The 18,927-nt window shown below is 70.9% G+C and carries 19 protein-coding genes; 6 read left to right on the forward strand and 13 right to left on the reverse strand.

What is annotated here, in order from left to right; genetic code table 11:
* Positions 1–12 precede the first annotated feature (12 nt).
* From A6A25_RS05830 to A6A25_RS05855, 6 genes are all read left to right on the forward strand, one after another.
* A complete protein-coding gene (locus A6A25_RS05830; RefSeq protein WP_073886733.1) occupies positions 13–1,515 on the forward strand; it encodes an NCS1 family nucleobase:cation symporter-1 in 1,503 nt (500 codons plus the stop codon).
* On the forward strand, positions 1,512–2,354 hold the full coding sequence (locus A6A25_RS05835; protein ID WP_073886734.1) for a nitrilase-related carbon-nitrogen hydrolase: 843 nt from the start codon (positions 1,512–1,514) through the stop codon (positions 2,352–2,354). The genes A6A25_RS05830 and A6A25_RS05835 overlap by 4 nt, the downstream gene beginning before the upstream one ends.
* The gene (hydA, locus tag A6A25_RS05840) at positions 2,351–3,736 is read left to right on the forward strand and encodes a dihydropyrimidinase (protein ID WP_073886735.1); all 1,386 of its coding nucleotides are present in this window, start codon (positions 2,351–2,353) and stop codon (positions 3,734–3,736) included. Before A6A25_RS05835 ends, hydA begins: the two co-directional genes overlap by 4 nt.
* Before the next feature lie 10 nt (positions 3,737–3,746).
* Positions 3,747–4,739 (forward strand): TIGR03842 family LLM class F420-dependent oxidoreductase, encoded by a 993-nt coding sequence (locus A6A25_RS05845; protein WP_073886736.1) that lies wholly within the window; start codon positions 3,747–3,749, stop codon positions 4,737–4,739.
* An 89-nt stretch (positions 4,740–4,828) separates the two neighbouring features.
* On the forward strand, positions 4,829–5,347 hold the full coding sequence (locus A6A25_RS05850) for a DUF4240 domain-containing protein (RefSeq protein WP_073886737.1): 519 nt from the start codon (positions 4,829–4,831) through the stop codon (positions 5,345–5,347).
* Positions 5,348–5,364: 17 nt separating this feature from the next.
* On the forward strand, positions 5,365–5,739 hold the full coding sequence (locus A6A25_RS05855; protein ID WP_073886738.1) for a PH domain-containing protein: 375 nt from the start codon (positions 5,365–5,367) through the stop codon (positions 5,737–5,739).
* Here A6A25_RS05855 and A6A25_RS05860 read toward each other — a convergent pair.
* The 13 genes from A6A25_RS05860 to A6A25_RS05920 form a co-directional block, all read right to left on the reverse strand.
* A complete protein-coding gene (locus A6A25_RS05860) occupies positions 5,736–7,319 on the reverse strand; it encodes an SPFH domain-containing protein (protein ID WP_073886739.1) in 1,584 nt (527 codons plus the stop codon). The genes A6A25_RS05855 and A6A25_RS05860 overlap by 4 nt on opposite strands.
* A 1-nt stretch (position 7,320) precedes the next feature.
* Positions 7,321–8,556 (reverse strand): GUN4 domain-containing protein, encoded by a 1,236-nt coding sequence (locus tag A6A25_RS05865; protein WP_073886740.1) that lies wholly within the window; start codon positions 8,554–8,556, stop codon positions 7,321–7,323.
* Positions 8,557–8,840: 284 nt separating this feature from the next.
* The gene (locus A6A25_RS05870) at positions 8,841–9,185 is read right to left on the reverse strand and encodes a hypothetical protein (protein ID WP_073886821.1); all 345 of its coding nucleotides are present in this window, start codon (positions 9,183–9,185) and stop codon (positions 8,841–8,843) included.
* Positions 9,182–10,159 (reverse strand): NUDIX hydrolase, encoded by a 978-nt coding sequence (locus tag A6A25_RS05875; RefSeq protein WP_073886741.1) that lies wholly within the window; start codon positions 10,157–10,159, stop codon positions 9,182–9,184. The genes A6A25_RS05870 and A6A25_RS05875 overlap by 4 nt, the downstream gene beginning before the upstream one ends.
* A complete protein-coding gene (locus A6A25_RS05880) occupies positions 10,156–11,277 on the reverse strand; it encodes a glycosyltransferase family 4 protein (RefSeq protein WP_073886742.1) in 1,122 nt (373 codons plus the stop codon). The genes A6A25_RS05875 and A6A25_RS05880 overlap by 4 nt, the downstream gene beginning before the upstream one ends.
* Positions 11,274–12,206: a phosphatidylinositol mannoside acyltransferase gene (locus A6A25_RS05885; protein WP_073886743.1), complete on the reverse strand. Its 933-nt coding sequence runs from the start codon at positions 12,204–12,206 to the stop codon at positions 11,274–11,276. The genes A6A25_RS05880 and A6A25_RS05885 overlap by 4 nt, the downstream gene beginning before the upstream one ends.
* Positions 12,203–12,811 carry a phosphatidylinositol phosphate synthase gene (gene pgsA, locus A6A25_RS05890; protein WP_073886744.1) on the reverse strand — a complete coding sequence of 203 codons (609 nt, stop codon included), beginning with the start codon at positions 12,809–12,811 and terminating at the stop codon, positions 12,203–12,205. The genes A6A25_RS05885 and pgsA overlap by 4 nt, the downstream gene beginning before the upstream one ends.
* Before the next feature lie 60 nt (positions 12,812–12,871).
* On the reverse strand, positions 12,872–13,711 hold the full coding sequence (locus tag A6A25_RS05895; protein WP_073886745.1) for a helix-turn-helix domain-containing protein: 840 nt from the start codon (positions 13,709–13,711) through the stop codon (positions 12,872–12,874).
* A 207-nt stretch (positions 13,712–13,918) separates the two neighbouring features.
* Complete coding sequence (locus tag A6A25_RS05900) at positions 13,919–14,620, reverse strand: zf-HC2 domain-containing protein (protein WP_073886746.1); 702 nt, start codon at positions 14,618–14,620, stop codon at positions 13,919–13,921.
* On the reverse strand, positions 14,617–15,126 hold the full coding sequence (locus tag A6A25_RS05905; RefSeq protein WP_073886747.1) for a sigma-70 family RNA polymerase sigma factor: 510 nt from the start codon (positions 15,124–15,126) through the stop codon (positions 14,617–14,619). Before A6A25_RS05905 ends, A6A25_RS05900 begins: the two co-directional genes overlap by 4 nt.
* 15 nt (positions 15,127–15,141) lie before the next feature.
* On the reverse strand, positions 15,142–15,951 hold the full coding sequence (locus A6A25_RS05910; protein ID WP_073886748.1) for an enoyl-CoA hydratase-related protein: 810 nt from the start codon (positions 15,949–15,951) through the stop codon (positions 15,142–15,144).
* Between the two features lie 9 nt (positions 15,952–15,960).
* Positions 15,961–17,169 carry a hypothetical protein gene (locus tag A6A25_RS05915; RefSeq protein ID WP_073886749.1) on the reverse strand — a complete coding sequence of 403 codons (1,209 nt, stop codon included), beginning with the start codon at positions 17,167–17,169 and terminating at the stop codon, positions 15,961–15,963.
* Entirely contained in the window at positions 17,166–18,668 is a 1,503-nt protein-coding gene (locus A6A25_RS05920; RefSeq protein ID WP_073886822.1) for an amino acid adenylation domain-containing protein, read from the reverse strand. The genes A6A25_RS05915 and A6A25_RS05920 overlap by 4 nt, the downstream gene beginning before the upstream one ends.
* Positions 18,669–18,927: the final 259 nt, after the last annotated feature.

Raw genomic sequence — 18,927 nt, forward strand, 5'->3', positions numbered from 1 at the left:
GGGGAGTGACCGATGGCCCTTGACTCCGCAACCCAGGTCACAGCCGATCCCGACGGCCGCGTCGAGCTGCGTGATCATTCCGCGATCGCGGACAGCCCGCACTACAACTCCGACCTGGCGCCGGTGCCGCTGGAGCGGCGCACCTGGTCCACGTACAACTTCTTCGCGCTGTGGATGGGCATGGCGCACAACATCCCCAGCTACACGCTGGCCGCGTCGCTGGTGGCGCTGGGGATGGACTGGGTGCAGGCGTTCCTGACCATCACCCTGGGCAACCTGATCGTGCTGGTCCCGATGCTGCTCAACAGCCACGCGGGCACGAAGTACGGCATCCCGTTCCCGGTGTTCGCCCGTGCGTTCTACGGCGTGCGGGGCGCGAACCTGGTGGCGTTGCTGCGGGCGTTCATCGCGTGCGCGTGGTTCGGCATCCAGACGTGGGTGGGCGGCAAGGCCCTGCACGTGATCGTGGGCAGGCTCGCGGGCGACGGGTGGGTGAACGCGCCGGTCGTGCTGGGTCAGGTGTGGACGCTGTGGCTGTGCTTCCTGGCGTTCTGGGTCGTGCAGATGCTGATCATCTGGCGCGGTATGGAGGCGATCCGCCGGTTCGAGAACTGGACCGCGCCGCTGGTCAGCGTGGGCTTCCTGGTCCTGCTGGCGTACGTGGCGGTGAAGGCGGGCGGGTTCGGCCCGATCCTGTCGGAGCCGTCCAAGCTCGGCTGGGGTGCGGACTTCTGGAAGGTGTTCTTCCCTTCGCTGATGGCCATGATCGCGTTCTGGTCGACGCTGTCGCTGAACATGCCGGACTTCACCCGGTTCGGCGGCAGCCAGCGCAAGCAGGCGATCGGGCAGGTCCTCGGCCTGCCGACCACGATGTCGTTCATCGCGATCGTGGCGATCCTGACCACGTCGGGCGCGATGGCGCTGTACGGCGAGGCGATCTGGGACCCGGCGGAGCTGGCCAGCCGGTTCGACAGCACCGCGGTGGTGCTGGTGGCACTGGTGGCGCTGGTGCTGGCGACGGTGTCGGCGAACCTCGCGGCGAACGTGGTGAGCCCGTCCTACGACTTCTCCAACGCGTTCCCGAAGAAGATCACGTTCGCGGTGGGCGGGCTGATCACCGGCGTGATCGGCATCGTGATCCAGCCGTGGCGGCTGATCTCCGACCCCGGCATCTACATCTTCGCCTGGCTCGGCTTCTACGGCGGGCTGCTGGCGTCCGTGGCGGGCGTGTTCATCGCCGGCTACTGGATGCTGGCCAAGACCCGGCTGGAGCTGCCCGACCTGTACCTGGCCGGGCGGGGCGCGTACTGGTTCAAGGCTGGCTGGAACTGGCGGGCGGTCGTGGCCACGCTGGTGGGCTCGGTGCTGGCGGTCGGCGGCGCGTACAACGGGCCGTTCCCGGCCGACGGCCTGATCCCGTTCCTCAAACCGCTCTACGACTACAACTGGGTCGTCGGCCTGGTCGGCGGCATGCTCGTCTACCTGGCGCTGGCGCCACGGAGGGAGAACGCGTGAGCACCATCATCCGAGCGGGTCTGGTCCAGCAGAAGTGGACCGGCGACAAGGAGTCGATGATCGCGAACGCGGTCGAAGCGGTGCGGTCCGCCGCGTCGCAGGGCGCGCAGGTGGTGTGCCTGCAGGAGTTGTTCTACGGGCCCTACTTCTGCCAGGTGCAGGACGCGGACTACTACTCCTACACCGAGGGCATCCCCGACGGCCCGACCACCGAGCTGATGTGCGAGCTGGCCGAGCAGCTCGGCGTGGTGCTCGTCGTGCCGATGTACGAGGAGGAGCAGCCGGGGGTCTACTACAACACCGCCGCCGTGATCGACGCGGACGGCACGTACCTCGGCAAGCACCGCAAGAACCACATCCCGCAGGTCAAGGGGTTCTGGGAGAAGTTCTACTTCAAGCCCGGCAACCTCGGCTACCCGGTGTTCGACACCGCCGTGGGCAAGGTCGGCGTGTACATCTGCTACGAGCGGCACTTCCCCGAGGGCTGGCGGGCGCTCGGGCTGAACGGCGCGCAGATCGTGTTCAACCCGTCGGCGACCAGCCGCGGCCTGTCGGAGTACCTGTGGCGGCTGGAGCAGACCGCGGCGGCCGTGGCGAACGAGTACTACGTCGGCACGATCAACCGCGTCGGCGTGGAACCGTTGGGCGACAACGAGTTCTACGGCCAGTCGTACTTCGCCGACCCGCGCGGGCAGCTCGTGGGCGAGGCGGCGTCCGACACCGAGGAGGAGGTCGTGGTCCGCGACTTGGACATGGACCTGCTGGCCGAGGTTCGCGACCTGTGGGCGTTCTACCGCGACCGCCGCCCGGACACCTACGAAGGGCTGGTGCGGCCGTGAGCATCCTGATCAAGGGCGGCACGGTGGTCAACGCCACCGGCGCCGTGACCGCCGACGTGCTGGTCGATGGTGAGAAGATCGTGGCCTTGCTGGCGCCGGGTTTCGCGGTGCAGGCCGACGAGACGATCGACGCGGGCGGCAAGTACGTCATCCCCGGCGGCATCGACGCGCACACCCACATGGAGATGCCGTTCGGCGGCACGTTCTCCGCCGACACGTTCGAGACCGGCACGATCGCGGCGGCATGGGGCGGTACCACCACGATCATCGACTTCGCCGTGCAGCCCAAGGGCTCCTCGCTGCTGTCCACACTGGACAAGTGGCACGGCAAGGCGGACGGCCGGTGCGCCGTCGACTACGGGTTCCACATGATCGTCTCCGACGTCACGGACACGTCGTTGAAGGAGATGGAGTCCTGCGTCGACGCGGGCGTGAACACGTTCAAGATGTTCATGGCCTACCCGGGCGTCTTCTACGCCACCGACGGCGAGATCCTGCGCGCCATGCAGAAGGCCCGCGAGATCGGCGCCACGATCATGATGCACGCGGAGAACGGCATCGCGATCGACCAGCTGGTCGCGCAAGCGCTCGCGCAGGGCCGCACGGACCCGGTCGAGCACGGCCTGACCAGGCCCGCCGAGCTGGAGGGCGAGGCCACCTCGCGCGCCATCACGCTGGCCAAGGTCACCGGGTCGCCGCTGTACATCGTGCACCTGTCCGCCGCGCAGGCGCTGGACGCGGTGACGAAGGCGCGCGACACCGGGCAGAACGTGTTCGCCGAGACGTGCCCGCAGTACCTGTACCTGTCGCTGGAGGACCTGGCGAAGCCGGACTTCGAGGGCTCGAAGTACGTCGCCTCTCCCCCGCTGCGGCCCAAGGAGCACCAGTCCGAGCTGTGGCGCGGCCTGCGCACCAACGACCTGTCGGTGGTGTCGACCGACCACTGCCCGTTCTGCTTCAAGGACCAGAAGGAGCTGGGGCGCGGCGACTTCTCCAAGATCCCCAACGGGATGCCGGGCGTCGAGCACCGGATGGACCTGCTGCACCAGGGCGTGGTCGCCGGTGAGATCACGCTGGAGCGGTGGGTGGAGATCTGCTCGACCACGCCCGCGCGCATGTTCGGCCTGCACCCGCGCAAGGGCGTCATCGCGCCCGGCGCGGACGCCGACGTGGTGGTGTACGACCCGTCAGCGCAGCAGGTGATCTCCGCCGCCACGCACCACATGAACGTCGACTACTCGGCGTACGAGGGCATGGAGATCACCGGCAAGGTCGACACGGTGCTCTCGCGCGGTCGGGTGGTCGTGGACGCCGGCGGTTTCCACGGCTCGGCCGGGCACGGGAAGTTCCTGTCCCGCGAGCTGAACCAGTACCTGGTCTGAGGGGGCGGACGTGGACTTCGGGGTAGTGCTCCAGACCGACCCGCCCGCGCGGGACGTGGTGGCCGGCATGAGGGCCGCCGAGGACAACGGGTTCCGCTACGGCTGGACGTTCGACTCGGTCGTGCTGTGGCAGGAGCCGTTCGTCATCTACTCGCAGGTGCTGGCCGCGACCAAGGACCTGGTGGTCGGGCCGATGGTGACCAACCCGAGCACCCGGGACTGGTCGGTGACCGCGTCGTTGTTCGCCACGTTGAACGACATGTTCGGCAACCGCACGGTGTGCGGCATCGGGCGCGGTGACTCGGCTCGCCGGGTGATCGGGCAGAAGCCCGCCTCGCTGGCCACGCTGAGCCGGGCCATGACGGTGATCAAGGACCTGGCCGAGGGCCGGGAGGCCGAGCACCACGGCACGCCGGTGCGCATCCCGTGGGTGCGCGACGGCAAGCTGGAGATGTGGATGGCCGCGTACGGGCCGCGCGCGTTGAAGCTGGTCGGCGAGCAGGCGGACGGGTTCATCCTGCAGACCGCGGACGTCGACATCGCGCGGTGGACGATCGGGAGCGTGCGCGAGGCGGCCGTGGCGGCGGGCCGCGACCCGTCGGCGATCACGATGTGCGTGGCCGCGCCCGCGTACGTGGGCACGGACCTGGCGCACCAGCGCGACCAGCTGCGCTGGTTCGGCGGGATGGTCGGCAACCACGTGGCCGACCTGGTCGCGCGCTACGGCGACTCGGGGGCGGTGCCGGCGGCGTTGACCGACTACATCAAGGACCGCGAGGGCTACGACTACGCCCACCACGGCAAGGCGGGCAACCGGTCAACCGACTTCGTGCCGGACTCGATCGTGGACCGGTTCTGCTTGCTGGGCCCGGCGTCCGCGCACGTGGACCGGTTGCAGGAGCTGCGGGAGATCGGCGTGGACAACTTCGCGCTGTACCTGATGCACGACGACAAGGACAAGACGCTGGCGTCCTACGGCAACGAGGTCATCGGCCGGGTGTGACCCCGATCGGGGGGTGTTCGCGCCGTGTGGACGCACCCCCCGATCCCGTCCACCCGGAATTGTCGGACCTCGTTGCTAGCGTCACCGCCATGATCCTGCCGACCGCTGCCGAAGAGGCCCGTTTCTGGGCGATGCTGGAAGACGCCTGGGCCGGCCTCGGCCCGGGCCCGAACGACGTGCGCCGCGCGTTGGCCAAGCGTGACGTGTCGCTCGACGCCTTCGAGGAGGCCGCCGAGCTGGAGGAACACCTCGACGCCGTGCTGCGGGCGTTGGCGCGGGCGTGCGAGGCGCTGTCGGCCGAGGAGCTGACCGCGCTGGACCGGGTCGCCGAGCGCAAGCTGTACGAGATCGACCGGGCCGACGTCCAGGAGGTCACGGACGGCTCGGACGACGGCTTCCTGTACGCCCGCGGTTTCATCCTCGCGCTGGGGCAGGAGTTCTACGAGGCCGTGGCGCGCGATCCCCGGGTGGCGGTGGTGGACGCCGAGTGCGAGGCGTTCTGCTACTTCTTCGCCCACGTGCACGAGGCGCGGTTCGGGGATTACCCGGAGACGGGGTCGGGGATCTCCCGGCAATCGGTCTCGAACCCGGCCGGGTGGCCCAGGTAGGCGGTAGCGTCGGAGGGGTGATCGACTTCGAGAAGCAGTCCGTCTTCAAGCTGGCGCCGTGCCGGCCCGAGGACATCGCGTCGCAGGTGTCGCCGATCCTGATCCAGGGCGAGCAGATCGTGTCGAGCTTCAAGACGGTGCGCGACTTCGTGGTGTTCACCAACAAGCGGGTGATCGCGGTGAACGTGCAGGGCATGACCGGCCGCAAGAAGGACTTCACCTCGCTGCCCTACAGCCGGGTGCAGGCGTTCTCCATCGAGACCGCCGGCACCTTCGACATGGACACCGAGCTGGACCTGTGGTTCAGCGGGCTGGGCCAGGTGCGACTGGAGTTCAAGGGCCACGCCGACGTGCGGCTGCTCGGTCAGATGATCGCCACGTTCATCCTCTAGTTCTGGTTGGGCGTACCGTTCGTCAGTTCCGACGCGTCGACATCAGTGCCGGGTAGGCCCTCGGCCACCCGGGCGGCCATGTCCGTGATCAGGTCCTGCGCCTTCGTGAACGGCATGGCCTGAAGCAGCGCCTGCGCGACTCCGCCGTCCGTGCCGCCGATGTAGTTCGGCACGTTCGCCTTCACCCACTGCGCCAGCAGGCGCTCCAGCGACACGTGCTCGGCGCCGAGCAGCTTGACCTGCACCTTCAACCTGATGAGGTCCAGTTGGCGACGCTCCTCGTCCACCCGGATCCGCTTCAGTTCGATCTCGCTCCGCACGTCCTCCTGCCGGTTCCTCTCTCGCAACTCGGCCAGCTCCTCCTGGACGAGCCTGACGCGTTCCTGCTGGAGCGCGATCAGCCTGCGCATCTCGTTGATCTCCGGCTGGTCGCACCAGAAGTTCGACAGGGTGGTGCGGATGGCCTGCACCCCTGTCTGCGCCAGGGCCTGGCGCACTTCGCCCGCGAGCTGGTTGCCCACCTCGTCGTAGCGGGTGATGAACTCCTGGATCCGGTAGCGGGCGGAGAGCTTGCGGAAGTAGCCGTCGACCGTGGCCGCCAGCACCTTCTTCACGAACTCCTGCACCGAGCTGCGCCCGCCGGCCTCGCCCCGCCCGCCCAGGCCGTAGCTGCGCACGATCTCCGGCGCCGCGGTGGCCGGGATGCGGACCGTCTGACGCATGTCGAGTCGGACCGTGTGGCCCTGCACGTCGAGGACGATCCGCCCCAGCGAGCTGTCGAAGTTTCCGGCGGTCTTCCCGCCCTCGCTCCATTCCAGGATCAGCTCTCGAGTCGGCACCTCGACCACGCGGGCGAACCAGGGGTTGATCTCGTAGTGCCCGCCCTCGTCCAGAGTCTCCTCCTGCACGCCCCGGCGCCCTCCTCGGGCCACGAACTCCACGGGCAGTTGGAACGCGACGTGGCCGTCCACGCGCGGGCCGAGGACGTCGGGGACGGTCTTGGCCCCCACGTGCGCGATCACCACGCCGGTCTGGCCGATCGAGATCTCCACCGCGGTCAGGTCGTGGCGGGTCAGGCCCTCGCGTTCCATCGCCTCCGGCGTGTCGACCGTGATCACCTCGAACAGGTGGGTGTTGATGTTGTAGTAACCACCGGTCAACACCTGCAACTGCCTGCCCTGCTGGCCACCGCGCCCGGCTCCGTTGCCCCGGAGAAAGCTCACGCCATCCTGGAAGTAGTCGCAGTCGACGGGCTCGGCAATCCACGTGCCAGGTGGCTTCACGGCCCCTGCCTTGGCCACGACCAAGCCGATCGTCCCGTGCGGCACGTACGTCTGCGGGACCAGCTCGACCTCGTAGAGGTAAGGGACCAGCCAGGTGCGCGTGTTCCCCCGGAGCAGCCGCGCCTGCGGACCGATGCCGTCGAACGCGCTCACCCTCGGGTCGTCGTCGGGGTGCCGTGGGCGCAGGCTGAACCGCTTGGTGATCAGGCCCACCTGACCGGGCGGAACGCTCCGCAGCCCGGTGACACCGAGCCAGCCGGCAGCGGCCAGCAGGACGAGCACGACGACGAACACCATCTCACCGCTCCCAGCGCTGCAATCGGACGTGCACGGCCATGACGGTCACCGACCAGTCGTCGTGCCAGTTCTCGTGATCTTCTCGCTCGGGGTTTCGCAGCGTCGGGTAGAACGGATTCACCGTCCCGCCGGCCCGGCGGCTGAATTCCCCGTAACGCGGTATCACCTCGTCCTTTTCGGTCCGCCACCCCAACCGGACGGAAAGCTCCCGGAACTCCCTCGACCCGGAAAGCGCCAACCCTTCGAGCCTCGCACGTTGGACACGGAATCCCGCCTCGCCCGCGGAGAAGTCCGACCAGGCGAGGTCCAGCTCGCTCAGCAGCGCGTCGGTCAGCGCGGCCCCGTCCTTCCCGCGCAGCCACCCGCTGTCCCAACGCCCCGCCTCCGTGAGCAACGCGCACGTCGTCATCGCGTCCGCACCGCGCAGGTCACCGCGCGCCAGCGCTTCCCGCACCTCGCGCACGGCTTCGCGCACCTCCGGTGCCAAGTCGACCGGCGGGGGCTCGACCACCTCCACCGCCGCCTGAAGCGGCTCACGGGCGGCCGGTGGTTTCGGGGGTCGGATGCGGCGCAGGGACTTGATCAGGTCCGCAATGCTCGGCTGTTCTGGTTCCGTGCGCCCGACGGGCGGAGGCGGAACGTGCGGTGTCGCGGTCTCGTGCGGAGGCACGTACACGTACGCGTTCTCGTGGAATCCTTTGGCCGGCAGATCGACCCGGACCTGGCGGAACTGCCGCGGGCGCAGTCCGCCGAGGCCCGAGAGCACGGCCTTGCGGTAGAGCACCTCGGAAATGATCTGAGCGAGGTTGGCGTCCGGCGCCTCCGTGAGCGCCGCCCGCACCGGATCGGCGTCGAGCAGCCTGCTCAGCACGGTCAGCGCGGGACCGGAGTACCCGAGCGGCCCCGGCTCCCGCACCACGACGTCGGAGTGCATCGCCACCCGCAGGCGGATGCGTGTGCCGGCGCCGTGGTCCTCGTTGTGGTCGGCGAGCCTGGTGTCGAGTTCGGCGACGAACCCCCGCACCGCCGCGAGGAGGTCGACGTCGGGCGGCAGCACCGCCACCTCGCCGTCACCGCCGGGGTGGCGGGTCCACAGGCCCCGGTCGAGCCCCACGCTCGCGGCGGCCTCACCGAGCATCCGGTGCAACGCGTCCTGGACCAGGATCTGCCTGCGGGTGACAAGCGCGGAGAAGCCCTTGATGTCCACCCCGACGACGAATCGCTCGACCAGTGACACGGAGCCTCCCGATGGCCCGGACAATTCGACGTGGCGCACCCATCGGTTAACCGGACCGGATCATCCGGGGATCGACCGGCCGACCGCACACCCATCCCGCGTTGCCACTCACAATAGTCGGACCCATCGGCGAGAGTCCGCATAAGTGCGGTATAAGTGCGGTCGCCTCGAGCAAATGCCCGGAAATGGGGACCGGAAAGGCGAAGTGGGCAGGCGGGCGGCACGGTCGGCGACGGGCCACCCGTGCCGGTGGGCTCCGCTGCGGCGGACGCCCGGCCCGCCGGTCACACCTCGTGCGGCAGCGAGTTCCAGACCTCGACGAACGCCTCGCGCGGGATCGGCTTGACCGGGTCCTCGTGCGGGTCGATCGGCTCGTCGGTGAGACCGCCGAACACGTCTTCCAGCCGGCGCCACGAGTAGCGGTGCACGCCACCCGCCGAGGGCAGCTCGATCTGCCGGATCGCGATCAGCTCACCCTCGTGCTCCACGGTCTCGTAGAGCGCACGCGCGCCCTCGTCCACCCAGCCCTCGACGTCCACGAACTCGAAGTACGCCCGCGGCCGGTCCGACTCCTCCAGGGCGCGGTAGAACGAGACGACGTCGTCCACCCGGCTCGAGATCCCGATCATCGGACCGAACGGGTCGTGCCGTCCCACCCGACCAGCGCACCGGGCAGCACGTCGGCGAGCTGCACCGGGTACACCGTCGCGTCGGTCGACGCCAGTTCGTCCACCGACCACCACTTGTGCCGGCGGATGGTCTGCCGCTCGATCTCGTTGAACCTTGAGGTGTCCACGTCGACCGCCTCCACTTTCCCGACGAAGAACCACTCGACCGCCGCGTAGTTCAAGCCGTCGAAGGCGAACACGGCGTGCCGCTTCCACACCGGACCGATCAGCTCGTCGCCGGAGACCTCCACACCGGTCTCCTCGAACAGCTCCCGCACCGCGGCGGTCCGGACGTCCTCCCCCGGCTCCACCCCACCGCCGACGGTGAACCAGAACAGCTCGTCCGGCCGGTTGGGGTCGAAGCCCTCGAACAACAACACCCGGTCCTCGGCGTCCAGCAGCACGACCCGCGCGGACACGCGCTGGGTCAGCGTGGACGCCTCGATGTCGCCGCCGGGTTCGGCGATCTCGAAGTAGGACGGCGTCGGCGCGGTGCCGGCGAGCCGCAGCCACCGCACGGACCGCCGCCGGCGCAGCGCCAACGTGTCGCGCACCGCGTCGTTGTGCACGCGCCGGGCGAGCACCACCCGCTGCTCGGCGTCGGACAGCTCGGCGGCCAGCGCGGGTTCCAGCACGGACCGGTCGAGCCCTTCCAGCAGCGCCGAGAGCCGGTTCTCCGCCGCCTCCCGGTCCGACCGGGGCGACCGCTCGGCGCGGTCCGCCGCCGCGCGCAGCTCGGGCTTGCCGCACACCGCCGCCACCGCCCGCGTCACCACCGCCCGCCGCGCCAGGGCCGCGTCGAGCGCCGCCCAGGCCGCGTCCGTGCGCACGTGCAGCCGGTCCAGCCGGTTGGCGGTGCCGAGCGTCCACGGCCCGATCAGCACGGCCAGCGCCAGCAGGACCAGGAACGTCGTCGCGACTCCGGAACTGGTCACGCCTCGCCCACCCGACGGGGATCTGCCGCCATAGCGCTCTCATACACCCGAAGGACCTGGTTCGCGACCACCGACCAGTCGAACATCATCACCCGCTGCCGCGCCGCGTCCACGTAGTCCGCCCGCCGCGCCGGGTCGGTCAGCAGGTCGCGCAGCGCCGCGGCCAGCGCGGACGAGTCGCCGACCGGGGTCAGCACGCCCGCCTTGCCGTCGTCGAGCACGCGCCGGAACGCGTCGAGGTCGCTGGCCAGCACCGCCGCACCCGCCGACATCGCCTCGGTCAGGATGATCCCGAAGCTCTCGCCGCCGGTGTTGGGCGCGCAGTAGACGTCCACGCTGCGCAGCGCGCGCGCCTTCGTCTCGTCGTCCACCATGCCGAGGAACACCATCCGCGACGCCAGCTCCGGCCCGGCCTGCTTGCGCAGTTCGTCCTCGTCACCACGCCCGACGACCAGCATCCGGACGTCGGGCAGGTCGAGCTCGCGGAACGCCTCCAGCAGCACGGGCATGCCCTTGCGCGGCTCGGTGAACCGGCCGACGAACCCGACCGTGCCGCCGGGGCGCGGGTAGCCGTCCAGCGGTGCGGCGTCGGCGAAGAACCCGACGTCCACGCCGTTGGGGATCTCCACCGCGTCGCCGCCCAGGTGCTCCACCTGCACCCGCCGGGCCAGCGCGGACACCGCGATCCGGGCGGTGATCTTCTCCAGGAACGGCTGCAGCACCGCCTGGAACGCCGACAGCATCTTCGATCGGGGCGTGGAGGTGTGGAAGGTGGCCACGATCGGGCCGTCGGCGACCATCAGCGCCAGCATCGACAGCGACGGCGCGGTCGGCTCGTGCAGGTGCAGCACGTCGAAATCGTGCTCGGCGATCCACCGCCGGACGCGGGCGAACGACACCGGTCCGAACGACAGCCTGGCCACCGAACCGTTGTACGGGATGCCGACCGCGCGCCCGGCCGGGGTGACGAACTCCGGCACCGGCGTGTCGTCGTCGGCGGGCGCCAGCACCTCCACCTCGTGCCCGAGGCCGCGCAGGGCGTGCGCCAGGTCGACCACGTGGGCCTGCACCCCGCCGGGCACCTCGAAGGAGTACGGGCAGACTATGCCGACCTTCACGCCGATTCCCCCCGGCGGGCCAGCACCCGGCGCAGCGCCTTCTGCCTGCTCTCCGGCAGGTCGGCCAGCCACAGCTGCTGCATCATGTGCCAGTCGGTGGGGTGGGCGGCGATGTCGGCGGCGAACACGTCGGCCAGCTGCTGGGTCGCCGCGGGCACACCCGCCGTGCCCTGGACCCGGACCGGCGGGTGCAGCCGGACGACCCAGCCGTCCTCGGTGAACCACAGGCCGGCCGGGATCAGCGCCGCGCCGGTGGTCGCGGCCAGGTGCGCGGGACCGGCGGGCATCAGGGTGCGCTCGCCGAAGAACGTCACGGGCACGCCGCCCGCGGTGAGGTCGCGGTCGGCGAGCAGGCAGACGACCTGGTTGGCGCGCAGCCGCTCGGCCAGCACGAGCGCCGGGTTGCGCTCGCCCCCGGTCAGCGGCACCACCTCGAAGCCGAGGCTCTCCCGGAACGCGATGAACCGCCGGTACAGCGACTCGGGCTTGAGCCGCTCGGCGACGGTGGTGAACGTCCCGCAGTGCCCGACCAGCCAGACGCCCGCCATGTCCCAGTTGCCGCAGTGGGGCAGCGCGATCACCGCGCCCCGGCCCTCGGCCAGCGCCGCGTCCAGGTTCTCCACGCCGGTCATCGTGCGGTCCAGCTCGGCGTAGAGCTCCTTCTGGTCCATGGACGGCATCCGGAACGCCTCGCGCCAGTACCGCGCGTACGAGCGCACGGCCAGCCGCACCAGCTCGTCCAGCTCGGCCTCGCCCGCTTGGGGCACGACCCGGCGCAGGTTGGACCGCAGCTGCCGCACGCTGCCACCGCCGCGTTTCGCGGCCCGGTCCGCGACCGCCTCGAACAGCGCCCTGGCCGCCTTCTCGGGCAGCAGCCGCACCAGGCGCCAGCCGGCCGCGTAGCCGAGGTCCGCCAGCCGTTCGTTCACTCGCCCAGCTCCTTCGCGGCACGGCTCACGGCCAGGATGCGCTGCAGCACGGTGATCGTCACCAGGGCGGCCAGCAGGTACAGCGCCACCGGGAGGATGTAGGGCACGCCGAGCCCGTGCAGGCCGACGCCGACCAGGGCCACGATGAACCGCTCGGCGCGTTCGGCCAGCCCGCCGTCGGCGGAGAGCCCGGACGCCTCGGCGCGTGCCTTCACGTACGAGGTGACCTGCGCGCCGACCAGCGAGACCAGGGTCGCCGCGGCCAGGCCGTGCTCGTCCGCGCCGAACGCCCACCAGGCGATGGCGGCGAACAGCGCGCCGTCGGCGATCCGGTCGCAGCTCGCGTCCAGCACGGCGCCGAACTTCGTGCCACCGCCCTGGGCACGTGCCATCGCGCCGTCGATCAGGTCGAACAGCACGAACGCGGTGACCAGCGCCGCGCCCGTGAACAGCTGCCCGCGCGGGATGAACCACAGCGAGGCGGCGACGGAGCCGACGGTGCCCAGCACCGTGACGGTGTTCGGGGTGAGGCCGCGGCGCAGCAGCCACGCCCCGATCGGATCGGTGACGCGCGAAACCGACGCGCGGGCGAAGATGTTCAGCATGGGGTGGCGAGGCACCTACCGACGGGGAGGAAGTGGTCCCCGGCAGCCTAACCGCCCAGCTCAGCCGAGCTTGCGGTGGTCCCTGGAGATCTGCTCCAGCAGGTCCTCCAGCGCGTCGCCGCGCACCGCCAGCCGTTCGAGCCTGCCGAACAGGGCCAGGTACTCGCGCACGTCGTGCGGGTCGGTGATGGTCGCGTTGCCGGTCAGCACGCTCAACGTCACCACCCGCTCGTCGTAGACCTGGAACCCGTGCAGGGCCACCATGTTCGCGTCCGCCGTCCAGGGCACCACGCCGAGCTGCACGTTCGGCCTTCGGATGATCTGCACGAGGTGGTCGATCTGCTCGCACATCAGGTCCGCCGAACCCATGCGCCAGCGCAGCGCGCTCTCCGCCAGCAGGAACACGAACCGCTTGCCCAGGTCGTCCATGCGGGCACGGCGGCTGCGCAGCGTGGCTATCGCGCTGTCCTGCTCGTGCGGGGGCATCGTGTTGTGCACGACCCGCAGGTAGTTCTCGCTCTGCAACAGCGCGGGCACACCCGCGTTCTGGAAGAAGCGGCTGGTGGTGGCACGGGCCTCGATACGGGCGATGGTCTGCTGGTGCCGGTGCGCCCCCCGGTGCAGCACCACGCGGCGGGTCTCCGCCTCGGCGTGCAACTGACGGGCCAACTCCACCAGCTCGACCCTCGTCTCCCTGGTCGCGGACAGCTCGGCGACCAGGCGCTCCACGTCGGTCACGGACGGGAGGAGCATGCCGTTCTCGATCTTCGACAGCTTGGACTGGCTCATCCCGGTAGCGCGCGCCGTGGCCGTGCCGGTCATCTTGGCCTCGGTGCGCAGCCTTCGTAACTCGCGCGAGAGCCGTTCTCGGGCCAGCCGCGAACGCTCAGGTGCGGTCATGCAACGCACCGTATCGACGCTCACCCCTCTTGACGATCGGCCAGGAAGGTGTCTGCGGCTGGGCCGGCCGTGGCCGCGGGTGATCTGGAACACGTATCCACCTCCCGGGACCGGCGCACGTGCACCGGGACGTGCAGTTGCTCTTGCAGCAGGTCCTCGGCCTGCGGGAACGCGGTTCGCGGAGGATGGGCGCCGGGAGGCGGGCGGTCAGAACGTGACGCGGAGCAGGACCAGGTCTTTTTGCACCAATCTGATCTCGATGCCGGTGATGTCCGACCGGCCGAGCTCGGTCGTGGCGACCGGCCGGGTGGTGGAGCCGGGTCCGGCGGTCCAGGTCGCGACCCTCGCCGAGGTGCCGTCGGCCGCGACCACGTGCAGGGAGTAGGCGAAGACGGGCGGCGGCGGCCCGTCCGGCACGGCGTAGGAGCACAGCACCTCGATCCGGGTGCCCCACGGCTCGTCCACCAGCTGCACGCTGGCCGTCACCGGGCTCGGCACGGTCTGGTGCATCGCCACGTCGGGCACGGGCGGCGGTGCGACGACCACGGCGTCGGGGGCGGCCGGCCGCACGGCCAGCGCGACCGCCGCCCCCGTCGACGCCGCGACGACCAGTGCGGCGGCCACCAGAATCCGCGCACGCCACCGGCGCGACCGCTCGGCCGCCACCATTCCGCTGAACACCGCCGCGGGCGGCTCGTCCGCCTCACCCTCGGGTTCCAGCAGGTCGAGCGCCCGGTCACGGGGCACCGCCGAGAGGATGCCGGGCACGCCCGCGAAGGACGCGACGTCACCCGAGCACTCCGGGCACCCCGGCAGGTGTCCCTCGAACTCCCGCCGTTCGCCGGGCGACAGCGAACCCAGGACGTACGCGGCACCCCAGTCCCGGTACGGATCGACTGGCGAGCTCAACGTCCGGTGACCCCTTTCTCCTCCAGCGCCAGCCGCAGCGCCCGCAGACCGTAGTGCAGCCGGGACTTCACGGTTCCCTCCGGCAGGTCCAGTGCGACGGCCAGCTCGGCGACCGACTGACCCATGTAGTACGCACGCACGATCACCGTGCGGTGCTCCGGCGTCAACTGGGTGAGCACGTCGGCCACCAGCCAGGCGTCCAGGGCGGAGTCGCTGTGGTCGGACCTGGCCCGCTCGGGCAGCCGTTCCGAGCCGATCTCCCAGCGCGCCCGGGCGCTGCGCCGCTCGTCGATCACCACGTTGCGCGCCACCGTGTAGAGCCAGGCGCGAGCCGCCGCCGACCCCTGCTCCAGCACCTTGGGGTTGCGCCACGCCCGCAGCAGCGCTTCCTGCACCACGTCGCGGGACAGCTCGTCGTCCCCGGTCAGCCGGCGCACGTACCGCCACAGCGCGGGCGCGTGCTCGTCGTGGAGGGAGCGCAGCAGGGCAGTGTGACTGTCGTTGATCGCGCACCTCCTCGGCTAGTCGTGGAGCAGCGGTTCCCCGGTGGCGCCGGTGAACGCGGGCCGGCGCTTGGCGAGGAACGCCGCCGTGCCCTCGCGCATGTCGTCGGTGGTGAACGCCTCGCGGAACGCGTCGAGCTCGAACGCCAGCCCCGCGGCGACGGTCGTGCCGCGGGAGGCGTTCACCGCGGCCTTGGCCAGCGACACCGCCGTGGCCGAGTTGCCCGCGATCCGGCCGAGCACCGCGCGTGCGACGGCCAGCATCTCATCACGGTCGTCGAACACCGCGTTGACGAGCCCGAGCCGCGCCGCCTCCGGCGCGTCCACGTGCCTGCCGGTGTAGATCAGCTCCCGGGCGACCGCAGGGCCGACCAGGCGCTGCAGCCGGACGCACCCGCCGAACCCGGGAACGAGACCGAGCACGACCTCCGGCTGGCCGAACACCGAGCGGCGGGTCGCGTAGGCGAAGTCGCACGCCAGCACCACCTCGCAGCCGCCGCCGAGCGCGTAGCCGTCCACGCACGCGACGACCGGGCACGGCACCTGTTCCAGCAACCGGGTGACGCGTTGGCCGAGCCGCCCGAACCGCTCGCCCTCCTCCGGCGTCATCACGGCCATCTCGCGGATGTCCGCGCCCGCGATGAACGCCGGACCGGGCGCCCCGGTGAGGATGACGCCCCGCGGCGCCGGCCCGTCCAGGATCCCGGACAGGAAGTGGTCGAGCTCGCCGAGGACCTGGCCGGACAACGCGTTGCGCGCCCGCGGCCGGGACACGGTGAGGGTCGTGACGCCGTCCCGTTCGTCGATGAGCAAGGTCGAGTAGTCCACGAAGTCTCCTCACGAGTCCCAGATCGCGCCGAAGGCGGGCACACCCCGCGCTTCCAGCTTCTCCACGACGTGCCAGGTCGTCTTCTTGTTGGAAATGCAGATCACGGCTTCGGCGTCGAACTCCCGGTGCGCGCGCAGCGCCAGCTCGACCAGGTCGGGCTTGCCGTCGCGGACGGTGTCCCAGACCACGGCGTCCGGCTGCACGGCCTCGATCTCGTCGACCAGGTCGTCGCCGTAGGTCTCGCGGGGCGTGCGGGTGGACCACACCAGGCGGGCCGGCGTCTCACCCGACAGCAGGTGCGGCAGGCACGGCCCGATGCCGCTGCCGGTCGCCACCCACACCACCCTGGTGAACAGCTTGTCGATGTTGCCGACACCGGCGGTGGGCACGCCCTTGACCCACAGGTGCGTCGGCAGGTCGTCGATCAGCGCGCCCGTCCAGTCCCCCGCGCGCGAGATGGTGAGCCGGAAACCGGTGCGGCCCGGCGTCGGCACGTTGGCGAACGAGTGCCACTCCAGCAGCGGGTGGCGGCTCACCGCGGTCGAGGAACCGGCGAACGGCGTCACGCCGTGGTCGAACGACACCAGCGCCACGTGCCGCGACGGTCGGACGATCCGCACCGGCACGCGCCGCAACCGCACCCAGGGCAGGGCGACGCTCGTGACGACCAGCAGGAGCAGCCAGAACCGGGTCGAGCCGACGAAATCCGGCTGCCGGGACGAGTGCGCGGCGAACAGCACGAGCACGGTCCAGCCGGCGAAGCGGTGCACGCGCTCGAACAGGTCGTGCCGCCGTGCGCGCAGGGAGGGCAGGGCGAACACCACCATCGCGGCCATCAGGGCGAGGATCGTCCACGTCATGGCGTCGTCCAGGACCCAGGCCAGCACCGCGAACCAGGCCGTGGCGCTGATCGCGGCGCCGACGTGCAGGCCGCCGAAGTGGTAGACCTTGCCCAGCGTCCAGCGGACCCGCAGCGGCCACGTCGTCGGCGCGCTGGTGGCCAGCCGGAACAGCAGGTTGATCACGTGCTGCTGGCGGATCAGCACGGCCAGGGCGACGTTGGCGACGACCAGGTCCGCGAGCGCTTGCGCGTCGTCCACCGCGAACGCCGCGACCACGTTGACCAGGACCACCGCGACGGCGAGCCGGTTGTGGTGGGTGAACGGGCGCTTTCTCAGCCACGACGCCGTCGGCGTGCCGGTGCGCGTGGTGGTCATGCGACCGGCACCAGAGACGACAACGCGGCCCGGTCCACCTTGCCGCGTGCGGTCATCGGCAGGTCGTCCACGGCGATGACCAGTGACGGCACGCAGTAGTAGGGCAGCGCGCGGGCCACCGCGTCCGTGGCGGCTCCGGGTTCGACGGTGGCGGGGCTGACGAAGCCGACCAGCCTGCCGTCGTGCAGGACGGTGGTCGCGCGGGCGCAGCCGGAGGTCGTCTCCAGGGCGGAGGTGACCGCGTCCAGCTCGACCCGGAAGCCGCGCACCTTCACCTGGTCGTCGGTGCGGCCGTGGTGCTCCAACTCGCCGTCCGGCGTCCAGCGGCCCAGGTCCCTGGTGCGGAACATCAGGTGGTCGCCGCCGAGGAACGGGTCGGGGCGGTAGCGCTGGGCGGTCAGCACGTCGTTGCCGAGGTAGCCGGCCGTGACGCACGCGCCGCCCGCCCACATCTCGCCCACGTCGCCGATCCGGCACGGCCGCAGGTCCTGGTCGAGCACGTAGACGGTGGTGTTCGGGACCGGGCGGCCGATGGTCAGCCTGCCCACGCGCGGGTCGTAGCGCTGCACGGTGTTGACGATCGTGACTTCCGTGGGTCCGCAGGCGTTGTGGAACGCGGCGCGGGTGGACCAGGCGTCGGCCAGTGGCTTGGGGCAGCGCTCCCCGGCCACGGCGACCACCCGGACGTGCGGGCACTCCTCGGGGTCCACTGTGGACAGCACACCCGGTGTGGCGATGAGGACGGTGGCGGTGCTCGCCGTGCGCGCGATGTCCCGGCCGCGGATGACGGACGTGGCGCCGTGGGCAAGGGCGCCGAACAGCTCCCAGATCGCCATGTCGAACGCGATGTTGAGCAGTTGCGCGACCCGGTCGCCCGGTCGGACGCCCAGGTCGCCGGGTGCGGTGAGGAGCACGTTGCACAGGTTCGCGTGGGTGACGCGGACGCCGTTCGGGACGCCGGTCGTGCCCGAGGTGAAGATGACGACGGCGGTGTCGCCGCCTTCCGTCCGCGGTGCCGTGACGCGGCGGTCGGGCAGGGTGTCGATGGCCAGCACGGTGGGCGCTTCGAGCCGCGGTGCGTGCTCGCGGACGGTCAGCACGACCTTGATGTCGGCGGTGCGCAGGACGTGGTCGAGGTGGGGGCGCGGGGTGATCCGGACGTCCTGCGGCACGTAGGCGGCGCCGACCTTCAGCACCGCGAGGATGCCGACGACCAGGTGGATCGACCGCGTCAGGAAGACGCCGACGTGATCGCCCGGTAGGACGCCCGCGTCGAGCAGTTCGGCGGCGACGACGTTCGCGCGGTGGTCGAGTTCGGCGTAGGTCAGGCAGTTGCCCTCGTGCTCGACCGCCCGCGCGTGCGGCGAGCGTGCGACGTGGTGCTCGAAGGCGTGGTGGATGCGGTGGAACGGCGGTGTCGCGCTCGGGCCGCGGCCGAATCGTCGGAACAGCGGACGATCGTCCGGGGGTAAGCCTTGCACGGCGGTGGGCTCGGTCATGGCCGTCACAGGGTGTGCGCCTCTCGTCAGCCGGGCGTGGTCACCCGGTCTGAACGAGACAGCCCCACCCCTCGTTCAACCCGAACCCGAAAAACCTGCGCGAGTCGAACGCTCAGCGCCCGTGTGTCGAACGCTCAGGACCCCTGAATTCCACGCTCAGGTACCCCGCGCCCGACCTGAGCGACGAACTCGGGGGACGCGAGCGTTCGACACACGGGACCCGAGCGTTCGACACGCGGGACCTGAGCGTTCGACTCGC

Source organism: Saccharothrix sp. CB00851 (assembly GCF_001905065.1).
GTDB lineage: Bacteria > Actinomycetota > Actinomycetes > Mycobacteriales > Pseudonocardiaceae > Actinosynnema.

Bases quoted from the DNA above. Each gene is read 5' to 3' on its own strand.
- A6A25_RS05915 (WP_073886749.1), bottom strand. From the start codon at position 17,169: ATGACCACCACGCGCACCGGCACGCCGACGGCGTCGTGGCTGAGAAAG.
- A6A25_RS05850 (WP_073886737.1), top strand. From the start codon at position 4,829: ATGATCCTGCCGACCGCTGCCGAAGAGGCCCGTTTCTGGGCGATGCTG.
- A6A25_RS05830 (WP_073886733.1), top strand. From the start codon at position 13: ATGGCCCTTGACTCCGCAACCCAGGTCACAGCCGATCCCGACGGCCGC.
- A6A25_RS05920 (WP_073886822.1), bottom strand. From the start codon at position 18,668: ATGACCGAGCCCACCGCCGTGCAAGGCTTACCCCCGGACGATCGTCCG.
- pgsA (WP_073886744.1), bottom strand. From the start codon at position 12,811: ATGCTGAACATCTTCGCCCGCGCGTCGGTTTCGCGCGTCACCGATCCG.
- A6A25_RS05895 (WP_073886745.1), bottom strand. From the start codon at position 13,711: ATGACCGCACCTGAGCGTTCGCGGCTGGCCCGAGAACGGCTCTCGCGC.
- A6A25_RS05870 (WP_073886821.1), bottom strand. From the start codon at position 9,185: ATGATCGGGATCTCGAGCCGGGTGGACGACGTCGTCTCGTTCTACCGC.
- A6A25_RS05860 (WP_073886739.1), bottom strand. From the start codon at position 7,319: ATGGTGTTCGTCGTCGTGCTCGTCCTGCTGGCCGCTGCCGGCTGGCTC.